Raw genomic sequence first — 17,549 nt, 5'->3', positions numbered from 1 at the left:
ATTTACTCGCCCAACTTGGAGCCCGAACGCATAATTCGGGCTTTTTCTATTTGCCAGTCACGATCTTTGGTTGCTTCACGTTTGTCGTGTTGCTTCTTGCCGCGACCTAAGCCAATTTCACACTTCACACGACCTTTGCTGAAATGCAGATTGATCGGCATGAGGGTGTAACCACGTTGTTCCACTTTACCAATTAGTTTTTTAATCTCAATGGCGTTCAATAGTAACTTGCGAGTACGACCCGGATCAGCAAGAACGTGGGTTGAGGCTGAAATGAGCGGGCTAATATGGCAGCCAATTAAGTAAATCTCCGCATCACGAATAACCACATAAGCTTCTTTGATTTGGGCGCGACCTTCCCGAATGGCTTTAACTTCCCATCCTTGTAAGACCATACCGGCTTCAAAGCGTTCTTCAACGAAGTAGTCAAAGAAAGCTTTTTTATTATCAATGATGCTCATATAAATTTATCGTTAGAATGCATGATTATGGCAGACGTAAATAAGACCGTACTGATTCAGCACTCCGCCGAGCGAATGTATCACTTGGTAACGGATGTAGCTAAGTATCCCGAATTCCTCCCTTGGTGCGGTGGCACCGAGATCTATGAGCAAACAGAAGAAGTTTTGAATGCCAAAATACATATTCAATTTAAGGGTTTGAATCAGTTTTTCCATACCCGTAATACCAATACCAAGCCCACATCGATTGATATGGCCTTCGTGGATGGCCCATTTAAGAAATTTCATGGTCACTGGAAGTTTGTGCCGCTTCGTGAAGATGCCTGCAAGGTGGAGTTCTCACTGCATTATGAATTTGAGAGCATTCTTCTTGAAAAGGTGATTGGTCCGGTATTCGGCATGATTGCTGGGACCTTTGTGGATGGTTTTGTAAAGAGAGCGGATCAGATCTATGGCCAATAAGATCCATCTTTTGGTGTGTGATGCCCGGCAAGGTGACCCAGTAATGACGGATTTCATGTGGGAATTTTCTGGTATTGATGCCACAGTTGGAAACGCACTCATAGCGCTTGGGGTTGCGGACTCACCAACGGATCCCAGAATTGCCAGAAAAGGCTGCTACGGTGTCTTTGGGAAGCGTAAGGATTGGGATGCTCCCATCTATGATGGTGATCGCTTAGAGCTCTATAGTGAACTGCTGATTGACCCCATGATTGGGCGCAGAAAAAAAGCCAACAAAGACCATGATGCAAGGCTCCAAGCCAAGGCAGCGGTCAAAAAAGGGCGTTTTTCAGGCAAATAGTCATAAAACCTCTATAATTCGCTTTTGCGCATAGAGGTTTTGCATGAAACTCATTCAAAAAGCACTGACATTTGACGATGTGCTCCTAGTTCCCGCCTATTCAGCGGTCTTGCCACGTGATGCCCAGTTGGGTACTCAATTAACTCGCGATATTTCAATCAATATTCCTTTGGTGTCTGCTGCGATGGACACAGTGACCGAAGGTCGCTTGGCGATTGTGATGGCTCAAGAGGGTGGCGTTGGCATTATTCATAAGAATTTAACGCCTGCTGAGCAAGCTCGTGAAGTAGCTAAGGTGAAGCGTTATGAATCTGGTGTCCTGCGTGACCCGATTACTATTTCACCAGAAATGACAGTGCGTCATGTCATTGAGCTTTCAAAAGAGCATGGTTTCTCAGGCTTTCCAGTATTAGAAGGTAAGTCCGTGGTGGGAATTATCACCAACCGAGATCTTCGTTTTGAAGAAGATTTGGCAGCCAAAGTTCGTGACAAGATGACTCCAAAAGATCGTTTGATCACAATCAAAGAAGGAACCAACATCGAGGAAGCCAAGCGCTTGATGAACAAGCACCGCTTAGAGCGTGTTTTGGTTGTGAATGATGCGTTTGAACTTCGTGGTTTAGTCACCGTTAAAGATATCCTTAAAGCCAAAGAACATCCATTAGCCAGTAAAGACAGTCGTGGTCAATTGATCGCCGGTGCTGCTGTAGGTGTGGGTCCAGATAACGACGAGCGTATCGAGTTATTAGCTAAAGCTGGTGTTGATGTGATTGTGGTTGATACCGCTCACGGTCATAGCCAAGGTGTTTTGGATCGCGTGAAATGGGTTAAGAAGAACTACCCACAGATCCAAGTCATTGGCGGTAATATTGCTACCGGTGAAGCGGCTAAAGCTCTTGTGGCGCATGGCGCTGATGGCGTGAAGGTGGGTATTGGCCCTGGATCCATTTGCACCACGCGCATTGTGGCGGGTGTGGGTGTCCCTCAAATTACTGCGGTTGTGAATGTGTCAGAAGCTCTTAAAGGTACAGGCGTACCTTTGATCGCTGACGGCGGTATTCGTTACTCAGGCGACATTTCAAAAGCTCTTGCAGCTGGCGCTCATTGCGTGATGATGGGTGGTATGTTTGCGGGGACAGAAGAAGCTCCGGGTGAAGTATTCTTGTACCAAGGTCGTTCTTACAAGAGCTACCGCGGCATGGGTTCGGTTGGTGCTATGAAAGATGGTGCGGCAGATCGTTACTTCCAAGAAGACAACAGTGCCAACGTAGACAAATTAGTACCTGAAGGTATTGAAGGTCGAGTGCCCTACAAAGGTAGTGTGCTTGCAATCGTTCATCAGTTAACCGGTGGTATTCGTTCTTCTATGGGCTACTGTGGTTGCAAAACCATTTCTGAGCTTCATGACAAAGCCGAGTTTGTACAGATTACAGCTGCTGGTATGCGTGAGTCTCATGTGCACGATGTGCAGATTACCAAAGAAGCACCTAACTATCACATCGACTAATTAGTCACTTTATCTAGGACTGCTGTGCACGATAAGATTTTAATTTTGGATTTTGGGTCACAAGTGACCCAACTCATTGCTAGACGTGTGCGTGATGCACGCGTTTATTCAGAAATTCATCCCTACGATGTGGATGCTAGTTTGATTGAGAAGCTGGTTAAAGAGGGTGGCTGTAAAGGCATCATCCTTTCTGGCGGCCCTAGCTCTGTTACTGAAGGTGATACGCCAAGAGCGCCTGATATTGTTTTCCAATTAGGCGTCCCTGTTCTGGGTATTTGTTACGGTATGCAAACCATGGCGGCTCAATTAGGTGGTCAGGTAGCGACAGCAGAGTCTTTAGGTAAGTCGCGTGAGTTTGGCTACGCCGAAGTTCGTGCTCGTGGCCACACCAACTTACTTGAAAATATTCAAGATTTCACAACACCAGAGGGTCATGGCATTCTAAAAGTGTGGATGAGTCATGGCGACTCTGTCACAGAAATGCCAGCAGGCTTTAAGTTGATGGCTTCAACCGATTCATGTCCGATTGCTGGCATGGCAGATGAAGAGCGACGTTTTTATGCTGTTCAGTTTCACCCAGAAGTGACGCATACAGTTTTAGGTACGGCCATCCTTGAGCGTTTTGTTCATGATATTTGTGCCTGCGGCACAGATTGGGTGATGGGTGACTACATTGCCGAAGCGGTTGCTTCGATTCGCCAACAAGTTGGCAGCGATGAAGTGATACTTGGTTTATCCGGTGGTGTTGATTCGAGTGTTGCTGCAGCTTTGATCCATAAAGCGATTGGCAAACAATTGACTTGTGTTTTCGTTGACCATGGCTTGCTTCGTTTGGACGAAGGCAAGATGGTGATGGAAATGTTTGGTAAGAACTTGGGTGTGAAGGTCATTCATGTTGATGCGACAACTGAGTTCATGGGTGCTTTAACCGGTGTGTCAGACCCGGAAGCCAAACGTAAAATCATTGGTAAAGAGTTTGTGGAGGTTTTCCAACGCGAGTCTGCCAAGATTGAAAATGCCAAATGGTTAGCCCAAGGCACTATTTATCCTGACGTGATTGAGTCAGCTGGTAAAGGTAAAAAAGGTACGCACACCATTAAGAGCCACCATAACGTCGGTGGTCTTCCGGATGATATGAAGCTCAAGCTTTTAGAACCTTTGCGTGAGTTATTCAAAGATGAAGTTCGCGCTTTAGGTGTTGCATTAGGTTTACCTCATGACATGGTGTACCGCCACCCGTTCCCAGGACCTGGTCTTGGTGTTCGCATTTTGGGTGAGGTAAGAAAAGACTTTGCTGATTTACTACGTCGTGCAGATGCTATCTTCATTGAAGAGTTGCGCTCGACGATCGATGCTCCAACTGGAAAGTCTTGGTACGAATTAACCAGCCAAGCTTTTGCTGTATTCCTACCGGTTAAATCGGTTGGCGTGATGGGCGATGGACGCACTTATGAGTATGTTGTGGCTTTGCGCGCTGTGCAAACACAAGACTTCATGACAGCTCACTGGGCTCATTTGCCTCATGAGTTATTAGGTCGCGTATCCAATCGGATCATCAATGAAGTTCGCGGTATCAATCGCGTGGTTTACGACATCAGCGGCAAACCGCCAGCAACCATTGAGTGGGAATAGCAACTTTCATTTCATTTAAATTAAATGAAATGAAAGTTGCACACTGGAGCGGTGTTATACGGTTCCAGTGCTCGCCCTTAAGCTAATAGATAAGATTCCTCAAATCAACTAAATTTTTGACATATTTTCAATGTCACTTCTCCTTGGGGAGTGCTAACCCTTTGGACTTTTCTCATGTCAAACCATTTCCGCCTTAGACGCTCAAAATTTTCACCTATATGTTTAGCAGTATTGGGTACTCTTTTCGCATCATCTCTTTATGCTCAAGTTGGACCTGATGCCGGTGCGCTGCAGCAACAACTTCAACGTGAAGCTGAGCGAGAGCGCTCCGCTGTAAAGCCAGAAAAGCGCGTGAAACCCAAGAAAAAGGCAGATCCAGCTAAAACTACTAGCAAAGCAATCGACGTCAAATCATTTCAAGTTACAGGTTTGACGCTTATTGAGCAAGCTCAAGCTCAAGAGGTTCTGCAACCCTATACCAATCGTCAGCTAACACTTGATCAAATCAAAGAAGCTGCTTCAGCGGTAACCAATCTCTACACGCAAATGGGTCGGGTGGCTCAAGCTGTAGTCCCACCTCAAGATGTGGTCAAAGGGGTTATTACAATAAAAATTATTGAAGGCAAAGTCGGTGATGTCATCATTGAGCTCGATAAAGCCCGCCCCAGTCGACTCAAGTCTTCAATCAGTAAAAAAGTTATTAGCGCTAAAAATGCACCTGGAAAGTTAATTGATTTAAATGGTTTAGAGCGTAGCTTGGCTCTCTTGAATGAGGTTCCAGGCACTCAGGTGACTGGTGAGTTAACTCAAGGTGACAAAGAGGAAACAACAAATATCGTCGTAAATGCAAAAGATACTGGTTTGTTTGCCGGCAGGGTTGATCTGACCAACTACGGTGCTGCTAATACAGGAAGCGAGCAAGCAGTTGCCAGTTTGAGCTTGAATGATCTGAGTGGGTATGGAGATCAAACAACTCTTGATTTATTTGGATCTCAGGGATCCATCTTTGGGCAGTTCCGTTATGGATTACCTGTTGGCTATGATGGTTGGAGGGTTTCTGGTGGCGTTAGTGCCTTGGACTATAAAACCTTATCTAGTTTTTCAACTCCAGCACAACGCTCTCAGGGTACCGCTCAAACGTATGGCATCTATTCTCAGTACGCTCTAGAGCGAACAGGTAGTTCAAGCAAAAATATCACCATTAATTTTGAGAACAAGAACTACAACAACCAAACGGCTGGTGTGGAAAGTAGTAAATATCAAATTAACAATCTAGCTGCTGGCATCAACGGTAGCAATTATTTACAAAATGCTTATGTTAATTGGGGTAGTACAGTTACCTTGGGATCACTATCCATTAACAACTCCACCCAAGCTAGTAATGATGCTCAGAACGCATCAACAGAAGGCTCATTTGCAAAATTGGGCTTCAATGGTTCTATTACTCAGCCACTGCCGATTAATAAAACAAACTTAGTGGCTTCTGTTTACGGACAATTGGCAAATAAAAATCTAAACAGTGCAGAGCAACTCTACTTGGGTGGGCCGTATGGTGTCAGAGCCTACCCAGTAGCTCAAGGTGGCGGCTCACAGGGCGCAGTTGCGTCATTAGAGATTAATCACACGCCCATCCAAAATCTTCAGCTTGGCGCCTTTTTTGATGCTGGCATGATCCAACAATACGTGGACACATACAATGGGTGGCAGGGGCAAACTAATGCGGGCAACAGTTATTCTTTGTATGCAACAGGCTTATCTGCTAAGTACCAGTACCAACGCGTTCAACTATCAGGTTCATTAGCATGGCGCTTAGGTAACAATCCGCTTTACACTCAAAGTGGTCAGCAGTTAAACAGTGATAATCAGTATCGTGATGTTCAAGGTTGGATCAAGGGCAGCATCTTTTTCTAAGTCGCTCATGAATTAAGTTCATCAACTAGCTCTTCAGCTAATTTTCAGGAACGGGTAAAAGTATTAAATTCATTACCCCGTTTCTGAAAAGTTTCTTTTGTCACATTTTATTTCGTCATCCTCGCTAAGTAAAAACTGCAAACCGCAGTTCAGAGCTGCTAAGTTATTAGCAGCTTTAGCTATTGCTGGATTGGCTCATCAAAGTATGGCGGCAGCACCGGGCTCTCATGTATTACCAACAGGCGGAAAAGTTGTGGCTGGCGCCGCAACAATTGCAACTTCTGGTAATGCGATGAACATCAATCAATCATCGCAACGTGCGGTGGTTAATTGGAGTAGTTTTGATGTTGGTTCGCAGGCTACAGTGAACTTTAATCAACCTAACTCATCTGCAGCAACCCTTAACTATGTTAATAGTGCATCTAAATCGATGATTAATGGCGCAGTTAATGCCAATGGTCAGGTTATATTCATTAATAATAATGGCATAGTATTTGGTAGTGGGGCACAGATTAATGTGGGGGGTATGATTGCCACCACCATGAATACCTGTGCAACAGAGTTTATGTCTGGTAGAGATAATCTCGTATTTGAAGGTGGTAATGACGGTAAGATTATTAATAAAGGTAATATTACCGGTAATAATATTAATAGTTATATTGCCTTAATGGCCCCTCAAGTTAAAAACTCAGGTGTTATTACAGCAACAATGAGTGGAAACAATGCTATTGCATTAGTTTCTGGTCAAAAAGTCTCTTTAAAATTCTCCGGAAGCCAATTAGTTAATGTTTCAGTAGATGCATCAGTCATTAATTCCTTGATTTCGAATAAATTACTGATTAATGCCGGTAGCGGGCAAGTGATTATTGCAGCAAATGCCGCTCAAGACCTCATGGGTTCCATTGTAAGGAACACTGGCGTTGTTTCTGCCTCGGATATTAGTACCGCAGGCGGTAAAGTGACTCTGATAGCAGACACAATTGATCAAAAGGGGGTAATTGAAGCCAATTCTGTACAAAATACAGGTGGTAAGGTTAGCCTAAAGGGTAATAACATTGCTCTACGAAGTGGTTCTAAAACAACGGCAACAGGTGCAACAGGTGGTGGCGATATTGAGGTTGGAGTCAACAGCTTCAATCAAGAATCTTTAGAAAATTCAATAAAAAACAATAATTTAGCAAGTTTTGTTACAGTTGAATCTAATGCAATAATTGATACCTCAGCTATACAAAGTGGTAACGGTGGCAGGATCAATATCTGGTCATTAGCCAAAACATCTGTAGCAGGCAATCTCTATGCAAGAGGTGGTGCACAGGGTGGTAACGGTGGCTTCATCGAGACAAGCTCAATTGGTAATGTAGATATAAATCAAGGGCTTAAAGTAGATACTTCATCCCCTAATGGAAGGTCAGGTAGGTGGGTAATAGACCCCACAACCCTCATTATTGACAGCACAGCTGCAGCAGCAATTAGTAATGCTCTCAATACAACAAGCGTAACGCTAGATGCCACTGGAAGTTCCTGCAGCGCATTTGGTGCAAGTTGCACCCAAAGTCAAACCGCTTTAATCAGAATTATGGCTGGAGCAGATATCTACTCCAGCAACTCAGCAACATCCCTTAGCTTAGTCGCTACAGGTGGCCAGATTGATATTGATAGCCATATCACTGCGGGCGCGGTCTATGCTGTTGCCCAGAATATTAATGTAAATGGCTCTATTAATACGAATGGTGGGTCAAGCTCTAATATCTATTTAGCGGGCGCTATTATTAATATTTTAGGTAATATTAATTCAAATGGAAATAGTAGTAATAATTCAAATAACTCAAGCAATACGAATTCAGGCACATTAAATACAGTTAATACCACCACTGCCAATAACCGCAGAAATGGAAATAGCAATAATCAAAATAACTTAAATACTGATGGAAATACTTACACCACTAATGGTGGTTTAATTAATATCATTGCAACAGGCGATATTAATATCGGCAGTACAAATATAGATTCATCAACAAACCCAAATGCCTATATCTCCGCAAACGGAGTTAATGGCGGAACAATTACGATTGTCTCTACAGCCGGTAAAGTAAACATCAATGCAGTAATTGATACTCTGGGTAAATCCGCCAATGCGGGCAAGATTGATATTGCAGGTAAAGCTGAAACCAACTTAACCAACGCATTGATCAGTACAGAAGGATTAAGCCAGGGTGGTTTACTTAACCTTGGCCAGATCAATAACTTGGGTAACGGAACCATCTTGGCGCCACCAGCAACTGCACCTCCTGCACCACAAGCACTCTTAACTTTCGTACAAGATTCAGTATCAGCAACGACACTTAACAGTAACAACAGTATCACCAGCAACAGCGTCATCATCGATAGCCAAACCGGCATCAACGCACCAAACGGCAACATCGTCGTTTTCGGTGACCAAATCCAAGTTAACAATTCCAGCATTACCGCAGCGAATGGCACTATCGCAATCGGACGTGAAGGGTATTCGTCTGGTGCGCTTTCAAGCTACGCCAGCGTAACCAATACCAGCCTAGCGGCAAATAAAGTAGAGACCTCTGGAAAAACCCTGGAAGTGGATTCCAACACCATCCTGGCATCCGAGTGGTTGCTTGATCCAACAAACGTCACTATTGGCGGAACATCAGGTACCTCAACTGGATCCGCTCCACTCATCACTTATACAAACCAAGCCAACGTAAACGCAGCTGACATTGTGGCCGCCATTAATGCGGGTACCAGCGTAACTATCATTGCGGATGGGTCTATTACGTTATCAAGCGCGCTGACTTTTGCCAATGCCTCTGGTGCGGCCGCCACCTTGATTTTGGATAACACCAGCGGCTCAAAACAATCTATTACATTTTCAGCTGGAATTACAGCAACTGGAGCAAATCCAGTAAACGTTATAGCCAAATCCGCAGGCGGACAAATTATTGTCGGCAGCTTAAACAGTGTTAACGGCACAATCAATGTTAACGGCGTTGTTACATTAGACGATACCTATAACGTTGGAGGCACAACAAGCGGATTTATTACTGCATATAACGCCTCAACCTATGCAAATAATGGCAGTGGAACTCAGTCCGCAATTAAAATTAACTCGCCAATTACTGCCACTGAAATCAATATCAAAGGAGCGGTTTATAGTGGCCCCAGTGTTCAGGCTATTTGGGTTGCCGCTGCATTAACTGCATCAGGTGACATTAATGTTCACGGTGCAAACCAGTCCAACGGCGCAGCCCCAAATGGGTCGCAGAGTGGTATTTACACTATTGCAAATACTGCCAAATTTATTAGCACCGGGGGTACGGTGTATCTGAGTGGGGTGGGGCATAGTGCCGCTACTGGAGGGCAAACGATTGGCGTGTTTTTGGCTACGCCAACTACTGCAACAACAGTAACGGTGCAGGCTAATCGAATTATCCTGGATGGCTACTCAGATCAAGTTAACTACACCGGTACCACTGTCAAGCAATATGCTCGTGGCGTTTCATTGGACAGCGCAACACTCACGATTAACTCCACGGCCAATTACGACGCTGGTGGTGTAGCAATTCTCATTAATGGCACCACATCTGAGGCAGTAAAAACAACGAACGGCGTTTATATCAATGGCGGATTCATTAAGAATAATGCCAATGGTGGAGATATCCTCATTACTTCAAACCGAAGTATCTTAAGTAATGCGCCATTTAATATTGCTGCAAACACAACAGCGAACGCTAGTCGAGTGCTCTTTGACTCCACAAGAAGTACAGTCATAACAACACTCATATCTAATAACCCTAGCTATGTAGAATTTGATCCAACAACAAGCGGAACAAGCTTAAGCACCATCACCAACAGTGGAGCAATTACGGTTGCGGCTGGCTCCTCTAAAGCAGTAAATCTGATTCAGAAGTCAAATGGTGCAACTATCTCCGATGGCGCTGGAGCAATCAATGTTTCTGGTTACATCGATATCAACAATAACGCCGTTAGTGGACCATCTGCAACCGCTACAACCCTAAACTCTCTTGGCGCAACTATTACCGGCCCAATGACTGCTGGTGTCCTTGCTGGAAATATTGGCGTAAGAATTAATGCCATTTCTACGGGTACCGGTCTTGGTATTAACGGCACATCAACAATTACCTCACTGGCTGGCCCAGTTACTCTGACCGGCCAGTCTCAAACTGCCAATGCTATTAAGTTGACTGGTGCCGTTTCATCAGCCGCTGGATTTACGGCAGTTGGCACATCAACCACTGCGCCAACTGTAGTTGCTGTTGCCGCCATTACCAATACCGCTGGAAATATTTCAATTACAGGTAATGATGCTGCTGCGGGCGCTAATACAGGTATCAGCGCCACTGGTGCAATCATTCAAAACCAGATTGGCGGCAACGTCACCTTCATTTCTAATAACAAGATTAGCCAAACCGGCACCGTTACGCTTGTTGCCAATACTGGTGGAACAGCAGCTACTGTGTTGTATGACACTAGAACCGGTAACAGTGGCTCCACTATTCAGAATGGCTTACTCTCGATTGGTGCCGGACCAAGTACTTCTGCCATTAATTTCTCGGAACTTACTAATGGCGCCTTGATTTTCAATGGCGGCGTCACGGTGCCTGGTTATATCTTGATCGATAACACCAATGGTTCAAGTTCAACTGCGACTCTCGCAAACGTGAACGGTACAACTATTACTGGCGCATTAAATGCTGGCACATTAGCTGGTACAACCGGCGTGAGGATTAATACTGTTTCATCTGGAACAGGTGTTGCCATTCAAGATGTAGCTGCCATTACGGCGCTGGCCGGACCAGTTACGCTGACCGGTATTGGTGGTACTGCCAATGCGATTAATTTAACCGCTACTAGTTCGATTAGCTCTACGGCTGGCGTAAGCATTATTGGTACATCCTCTCAACCGTATGCCACTGCTGATACAGCTGGTGCATATGGAGCGGTTTCTGCATTAGGTGCAATTAGCAATACGGGTGTCGGTGGGGTGCTAGTTCAATCTACCGCCAATACAGCTACTGGCGCAATTACAGATTCAGGGGTGGGTGGCATTTCTATTACCGGTGGTTACGGCATTGCTGCTGGCACAGTCACTGGTGGAACAATTACAGCGGTTGGTACATTAACTAATACTGGTAGCGGTGTAATTTCCCTATCCATGGCGCAACCGACATCATCAACCGGTGGTGCGATCGAAACAGCTATTGGCATTACAACAGCAAATGCAACAGTTTCTAGCAACGTTTCCTATGGCAATGTTGGTGGGGTAATGGGTTCTGTTGATGCAGCAACTGTTAACACCGTTAACTATCGTTCTATTGGTGGTGGTAATGCCTCGATCAATCTCGCTGTTGACAACTACACTCAAGTGTATGGCACCGCATATAACAGTTCGATTGCTAATGCTTGGTTGGCAGACCCTACCAATACGCACATCAGCTCCATCTCTGGCACAGGCGGATTTGGATCTAGTGTGCCCACACCAGGTGAGGCCTTGGCGTCTTTACGCTTTGCTGGCAATCTTGGTCTTGCAGGAAATTCCAATCTTGTCCAAACTGGCACCGATATATCTATAACTGGTGCAATTGTTTCAGCTTACGGCACTGTCATCGTTACACCCGTTTCTGGCATGAATACCTACACCATTACGCCAAAGGTATTAACCGTAACTGGATCAAATTCCAGCACTGTTTATAACGGCACTTCAAGCTATAACGCCTTAGCGACTTTGGGGACCTCGGTTTCTGGACTGGTTACTAGTATTGGTGGCGTTGCTACTGGGGATGCTGTTACTGGGGCAACGCACGTCATTAGTTCTGGTGGCAGTTCGCTCACAGGCACGAGCATTGCCCAAGTGGGATCTTATGGCGATGCTGTTTCTGCGGCAACGGGCACAGGGTTGTCTAACTATTCAATTAACTATGTGCCAGGCACATTTACAGTAACGCCAGCAACCCTCACTATTGCTGGCGGAAACAGGACGACTACCTATAACGGCACCTCACAAGCTAATGTTACTTATGCCGTTTCTGGTTTACTGGGAACAGTTGATGCTGTGACTAGCGTACAAGGTATTGCAAGTGGTACAAATGCAAGTACATATAACGATGCACTAACTGGTGCATTAGGTACGGGTCTATCTAACTACAACATCAATTACGTCAATGGCGCTTTGATTATTGGCCGGGCTAATTTAACAATTACCTCTGCTGCTACAAACGCAACATACATCGGTAGCGCCCAAACAGGCAGTTTTACAACAAGTGGATTGTTTATCGGTGATTCAGTGTCAAGTGTTGCTGGCGCGGTTACAGGAACAAATGTTGGTACATATACAAGCTCTTTAAGCGGTGCGCTTGGAACAGGCTTATCCAACTACAACATTAGCTATGTCAATGGTGGCATGACGATTACTAAGGCAAATGCAACGCTTGTTGGAGCTCCAAATACGCTAACGTATAACGCCAATACTCAGACCAATTCTGGGGCAGTCTTTACTGGCTTATTGGGTAATGATGTCAATACTGTTAGTGCAACGGGTTACGCAGTTGCAACCCATGTTGCACAAGGAACCATTGCTGACAATTTGAGCGCTACGGGAACAAATTCATCCAACTATAACTTCACTATCACTAATGGAAGTTTGCGAATCACACCGGCGACATTGACTGTTGTTGGGGCTCAAGCTACCTATACGTATGACGCCACAAGCAAAACTAATACCTATACGCCAACAGGCTTGCTGGGTACAGATACGATCTCGGTTTCAGGGAAGGCTACGGCCATTAATGCAGGCACCATCAATGACAACTTGTCAGTTACATTCACGAGCGGTGCCGCGAGTAATTACACAACTGCTGTAACCAATGGTTTCTTAAAAATTACTCCAGCCATCATTACCATTAGCGGCATTACTGCTGATAATAAGCAGTACGACGGCACAACAGCAGCCGCCTTGAATGCTAGCGGCGTTTCTTATACTGGAATCTATTCGATCGACTCTGCGGTTACCGTAAATACAGGGGCGTTAACTGGAGTTTTCTCCGATAAGAATGTGGCAGATGGGAAAACTGTGCTTATTTCAGGTATTAGTATTTCTGGGCCGGGAGCAGGGAACTACCAGTTGTCTGGCGGATCAACAGCGACTACTACGGCCAATATCACTCCAGCGCCATTAACTGTTACTGGTGTATCACTCAATACAACCTATAACGGTGCTGCCCAAGCTTTAGCAGCTCCTACAACATCCGGATTGATTACTGGTGACAATGTGGTGGTTGCAGGAACGCCGAGTGGAACCAATGCTGCAACATATACAGCGAGTTATTCGATCACTGGCGCTGATGCAGTCAATTACACCTTATCGAAGAATGCTCCAGCCCTCAACATTGCCAAGGCAGCTCTTGTTGTAACAGCCGATAACAACGGAAAAATTGCCACACAAAATGATCCTGCTTTAACGGCGCAATTAACTGGTTTGCAGGGTTCAGATACTGCTAGCAGTCTTGGTTTAACTTACTCCGTAACCCGCGCTGCTGGTGAAACGGTTGCCGGCGGGCCTTATGCCATCACTCCAACACAAACAACTTTTACTAATTCAGCCAACTACACAATTAGCTATGTTCCTGGTGTCTTCACCATTACTCCCGCTGGCACGGTTCTAATTAAGATGAACCCAACAACCTCTACTTACGGTACGGTTGTTCAGGGCACTGTTGCATCGGTTGAATATGTGAGTGCCTCAGGTGGTGCTACGTTGTACACACTGGCACCAGTATCTGCAGGTTCGAATATCTATACCGATGGCGTTGGTGGCTCTATTACTATTGACCCAACGACTACAGTAACCAGCACAACAAACGTAGGCACTTACGTTGGTGCGATTAGCAATACCAACAACGGCACGACAACATCGAGCGGTAACTTTAGTGCAGTAAACACGATTGTCAATACTGCGGTTGTAAATCAAGCAAATCTCACGATCACAATTAACCCTGTCACGAAGACATATGACGCTGCCGCATTTACGGCCGCCGGTGCTACAGCAACACCTAATGGGTTAATGAATGGTCAAACCTTGGCAGGTCTCGGCGGAATTACTTATTCCGGAACAGCTATTGGTGCTATCAATGCTAGCGGTAGCGCTTACACTTTATCGGGGTCAGCTGGAACTGGCTTCTCCAACTACAGCGTTACTGTTGTGCCAAGCACTCTAACCGTTAATCAAAAATCTTTGACTATTACTGGCGGTACAGCAACCTATACATTTGACAACACCACACGCACAAATACTTATTCTGTTGTGGGATTGCAGGGCAGTGACAGCGTGACTGGTGTAAGCGGTTTGGGGTCAGGATGGCACGCAAATACATACAACGATGCTTTGGCAAGCCCGACAGGTTCTGGCTTGTTGAACTACAGCATCAGCTATGTAAACGGCGGAATTATTATTAATCCAGCCCAGTTGACCGCTATTGCCACACCAACAAGCGCGCCTGTATATACCGGTGGCACGGCTGTAGCAAATACTACGGTTCTATCCGGAGTGATTGGTGGAACCGTCGTGAATGGAGCAACTAGCTTAGCCCTCTCTGGTGCGGGTGTTGGTAGTGAAACCATTATTAATAACGGAACAACCTTATCTGGACCAAATGCTGGTGACTACATTGTGGTCAGCTCCAATCTAGCAAATACCGCAACAAATCAAGTAACTCCTAATATTGTTAGCAGTGGCAATGGTGGAGGCACTGTTGTGATCACTCCAGCTCCGCTAACAATTACTGGCGGTAATGGTAGCTTTGTATTTGATAACACCACACGCACCAATACCTACTCGGTAATCGGATTATTGGGTGGAGATAGTGTTAGCGGCGTAACAGGATTGGCATCGCAATTACATGCTGGAACTTATGCAGATACGCTCTCAGCGGCTGCTGGGGTTGGTTTGGGTAACTATACGATCGCGTATGTGAATGGTGGAATCGTTATTGCTAAGGCTCCATTAACCGCACTAGCTACGCCGAATGCAATGACTTACACGGGCCTCACAGATGTTCCAAATACAACAGTGCTCAGTGGGGCAATTTCTGGTACATCAGTATCGGGTGCGACAACTCTCACATTGGTTTCGCCTAATGCTGGTACCCAGACTATTACCAATAACGGTACAACACTACTAGGTGATAACGGCGGAGATTATTATGTCGTCAGTTCCAATTTAGTGGGCACAGGCACAGTTCTCTCCGGTGGGAATGGCGTTACCCCAACGCTTGTTACAACTGGCAATGGTGGCGGCACAATCCCGGTGGCAAAGGCGCCATTAAGTATCGTTGGCGCAACAACATCGTCTCCGTATAACGGCAGCACCCAAACCAACACTTACACAGTCAGTGGCGCAGTAAATAATCAATCCATTACAGCAACGGGTAGTGGTCAGGCAACCCATGTATCTGATGGTACAGTTGCGGATTCGCTTGTTGCAGTTGCTGGTTCTGGCGCCAACTTAAGCAATTACACTGTCACGATTACAAACGGCTCTATTGCTGTAACCCCATTAGCGATTACGGGTGAAGCGCAAGTGACAGGAAAAACTTATGACGGTACGACTGCGACTACAGGTTCTATCACGTTAAGTGGTGTTCTTGCTGGGGATCAAGGTTCAACCGCGGCTACTGGTGCATTCACATTTACAGGTGCTAATGCCGGCACCCAAACGGCGACTGTTTCTAATTTATCAATTAATAACAGTGATTACACTCTGACGGTTCCGAATTTAAATAGCTCCGCAACAATTGCAAAAGCGCCGTTAACCGTTACTGGAGATACCACCACTGGAGTGACCTTTACAAATACGTCATATACAAATGGGTATACAAGTACTGGTACTTTGTATGGCTCAGATACACTGACTGGAGTCATTGGATCCGCCACGAGCACCCATGCTGGAACCTCTACCGACAACTTAACTGGGGCAATAGGCTCGGGAATCTCGAACTACGATATTACATTTGTAAACGGCTCGATCACAATTGATAAGGCCTTATTGACCGCATTGGCTACTCCTAGTGCTATGACCTATAACGGCCAAACTGCGGTGCCAAATACCACCGCTTTAAGCGGTCTCATTAACGGCACAACAGTTGCCGGCACAACCAGCCTTACTTTGGGATCTCCGGATGCTGGATTACAAAACATTACTAATAATGGTACGACCTTGTCTGGCCCGAATGCCGGTGACTACTTAGTCGTCAGTTCCAATTTAGTGGGCACAGGCACAGTTCTCTCCGGTGGGAATGGCGTTACCCCAACGCTTGTTACAACTGGCAATGGTGGCGGCACAATCCCGGTGGCAAAGGCATTGGCTACAGTAACAGCCATTGGAGCCGCCGTTCCTGCAACTGGCTTAACTCAAACACAGCAATACACTCAAACAGGCGTTGTCACTGGGGATAATCTTGCTCTGTCAGGTTTAGGTAGCGGGGTAGCGCAGGGCACTTATTGGTCTAATTTGGCCGCCAATAATCCAAATTACATCGTTTCATTTGTGAATGCACCATTTGTTATTGCTGAAGGATTTGCAGCTCCTGCAGTTGCACCGCAGGAAATTAATAACATGGCCGTGATTGCACATCATGATGCAACTCAGACCGTAGTGCAGAGTGCAGCAGTTCCTGAGCAGCCTGTTCGACTCATCAAAGGTGAAATGCTGTTTGTTCGTGAGATGAATGATCCAAAAAGGTATATTCAAGCAGTTCCAGTACCATCAAGTGGAGCACTTAAATTTGCTGTACCAGATCGCGTAATTCAAGATTTAATCGATCTTTCTGGTGAAAATAGCCCTAAAAAGAACGCTAAGGCTCCATCAACATCCTACAATTTGTTGCGCTTACCAAGAGGAACTAAAGTATTTGCAACTTTAAGTGATGGCAAAGAGTTGCCAGAAGGTATTAAATTTAACTCCGAAACTCAGGATTTTGATATTGCCAAGTTAGGTGATGTTAATTTACCAATTTCAGTAAAACTAACACTTAAGCGTGGCAAGAAAGCATTGAGTGAAAAAGTCATGATTGTGACGAAGTAAGTTAACTTATAAATTCCTTTCATATGCGGCATTACTTGCCGCATTTTTCTTTTAGGGCACTCAAATTATCTGCGTACAATGAGGTTTCATTAACTGAACCTTATTATGGACATGTGCCTTTCTTTG

The 17,549-nt window shown here is 45.3% G+C and carries 7 protein-coding genes; 6 read left to right on the top strand and 1 reads right to left on the bottom strand.

What is annotated here, in order from left to right; translation table 11 throughout:
- Nucleotides 1–2: 2 nt before the first annotated feature.
- The gene (gene smpB / locus ICN28_RS01165) at nt 3–461 is read right to left on the bottom strand and encodes an SsrA-binding protein SmpB (protein ID WP_216285596.1); all 459 of its coding nucleotides are present in this window, start codon (nt 459–461) and stop codon (nt 3–5) included.
- A 27-nt stretch (nt 462–488) separates the two neighbouring features.
- Between smpB and ICN28_RS01160 the strand changes: the two genes are divergently transcribed.
- From ICN28_RS01160 to ICN28_RS01135, 6 genes are all read left to right on the top strand, one after another.
- Nucleotides 489–923, top strand: coding sequence for a type II toxin-antitoxin system RatA family toxin (locus tag ICN28_RS01160; protein ID WP_216285594.1), 435 nt, complete (start codon nt 489–491; stop codon nt 921–923).
- Complete coding sequence (locus tag ICN28_RS01155; protein WP_216285592.1) at nt 913–1,263, top strand: RnfH family protein; 351 nt, start codon at nt 913–915, stop codon at nt 1,261–1,263. Before ICN28_RS01160 ends, ICN28_RS01155 begins: the two co-directional genes overlap by 11 nt.
- Nucleotides 1,264–1,306: 43 nt before the next feature.
- Entirely contained in the window at nt 1,307–2,770 is a 1,464-nt protein-coding gene (gene guaB / locus ICN28_RS01150; protein WP_216285590.1) for an IMP dehydrogenase, read from the top strand.
- A gap of 24 nt (nt 2,771–2,794) precedes the next feature.
- Complete coding sequence (guaA, locus tag ICN28_RS01145) at nt 2,795–4,402, top strand: glutamine-hydrolyzing GMP synthase (RefSeq protein ID WP_216285588.1); 1,608 nt, start codon at nt 2,795–2,797, stop codon at nt 4,400–4,402.
- Nucleotides 4,403–4,576: 174 nt separating this feature from the next.
- The gene (locus tag ICN28_RS01140; protein WP_216285586.1) at nt 4,577–6,313 is read left to right on the top strand and encodes a ShlB/FhaC/HecB family hemolysin secretion/activation protein; all 1,737 of its coding nucleotides are present in this window, start codon (nt 4,577–4,579) and stop codon (nt 6,311–6,313) included.
- Between the two features lie 97 nt (nt 6,314–6,410).
- Nucleotides 6,411–17,423 carry an S-layer family protein gene (locus tag ICN28_RS01135; RefSeq protein ID WP_216285584.1) on the top strand — a complete coding sequence of 3,671 codons (11,013 nt, stop codon included), beginning with the start codon at nt 6,411–6,413 and terminating at the stop codon, nt 17,421–17,423.
- The last annotated feature ends 126 nt before the right edge of the window (nt 17,424–17,549 follow it).

It is taken from the genome of Polynucleobacter sp. 30F-ANTBAC, from assembly GCF_018882385.1.
In the GTDB taxonomy this organism is placed as follows: domain Bacteria; phylum Pseudomonadota; class Gammaproteobacteria; order Burkholderiales; family Burkholderiaceae; genus Polynucleobacter.
This window is presented reverse-complemented; position numbering and strand designations above follow the sequence as displayed.

What these genes read in the sequence shown, in the direction of transcription:
- smpB (WP_216285596.1), bottom strand. Translation starts at nt 461, where the DNA reads ATGAGCATCATTGATAATAAAAAAGCTTTCTTTGACTACTTCGTTGAA.
- ICN28_RS01160 (WP_216285594.1), top strand. Translation starts at nt 489, where the DNA reads ATGGCAGACGTAAATAAGACCGTACTGATTCAGCACTCCGCCGAGCGA.
- ICN28_RS01155 (WP_216285592.1), top strand. Translation starts at nt 913, where the DNA reads ATGGCCAATAAGATCCATCTTTTGGTGTGTGATGCCCGGCAAGGTGAC.
- guaB (WP_216285590.1), top strand. Translation starts at nt 1,307, where the DNA reads ATGAAACTCATTCAAAAAGCACTGACATTTGACGATGTGCTCCTAGTT.
- ICN28_RS01140 (WP_216285586.1), top strand. Translation starts at nt 4,577, where the DNA reads ATGTCAAACCATTTCCGCCTTAGACGCTCAAAATTTTCACCTATATGT.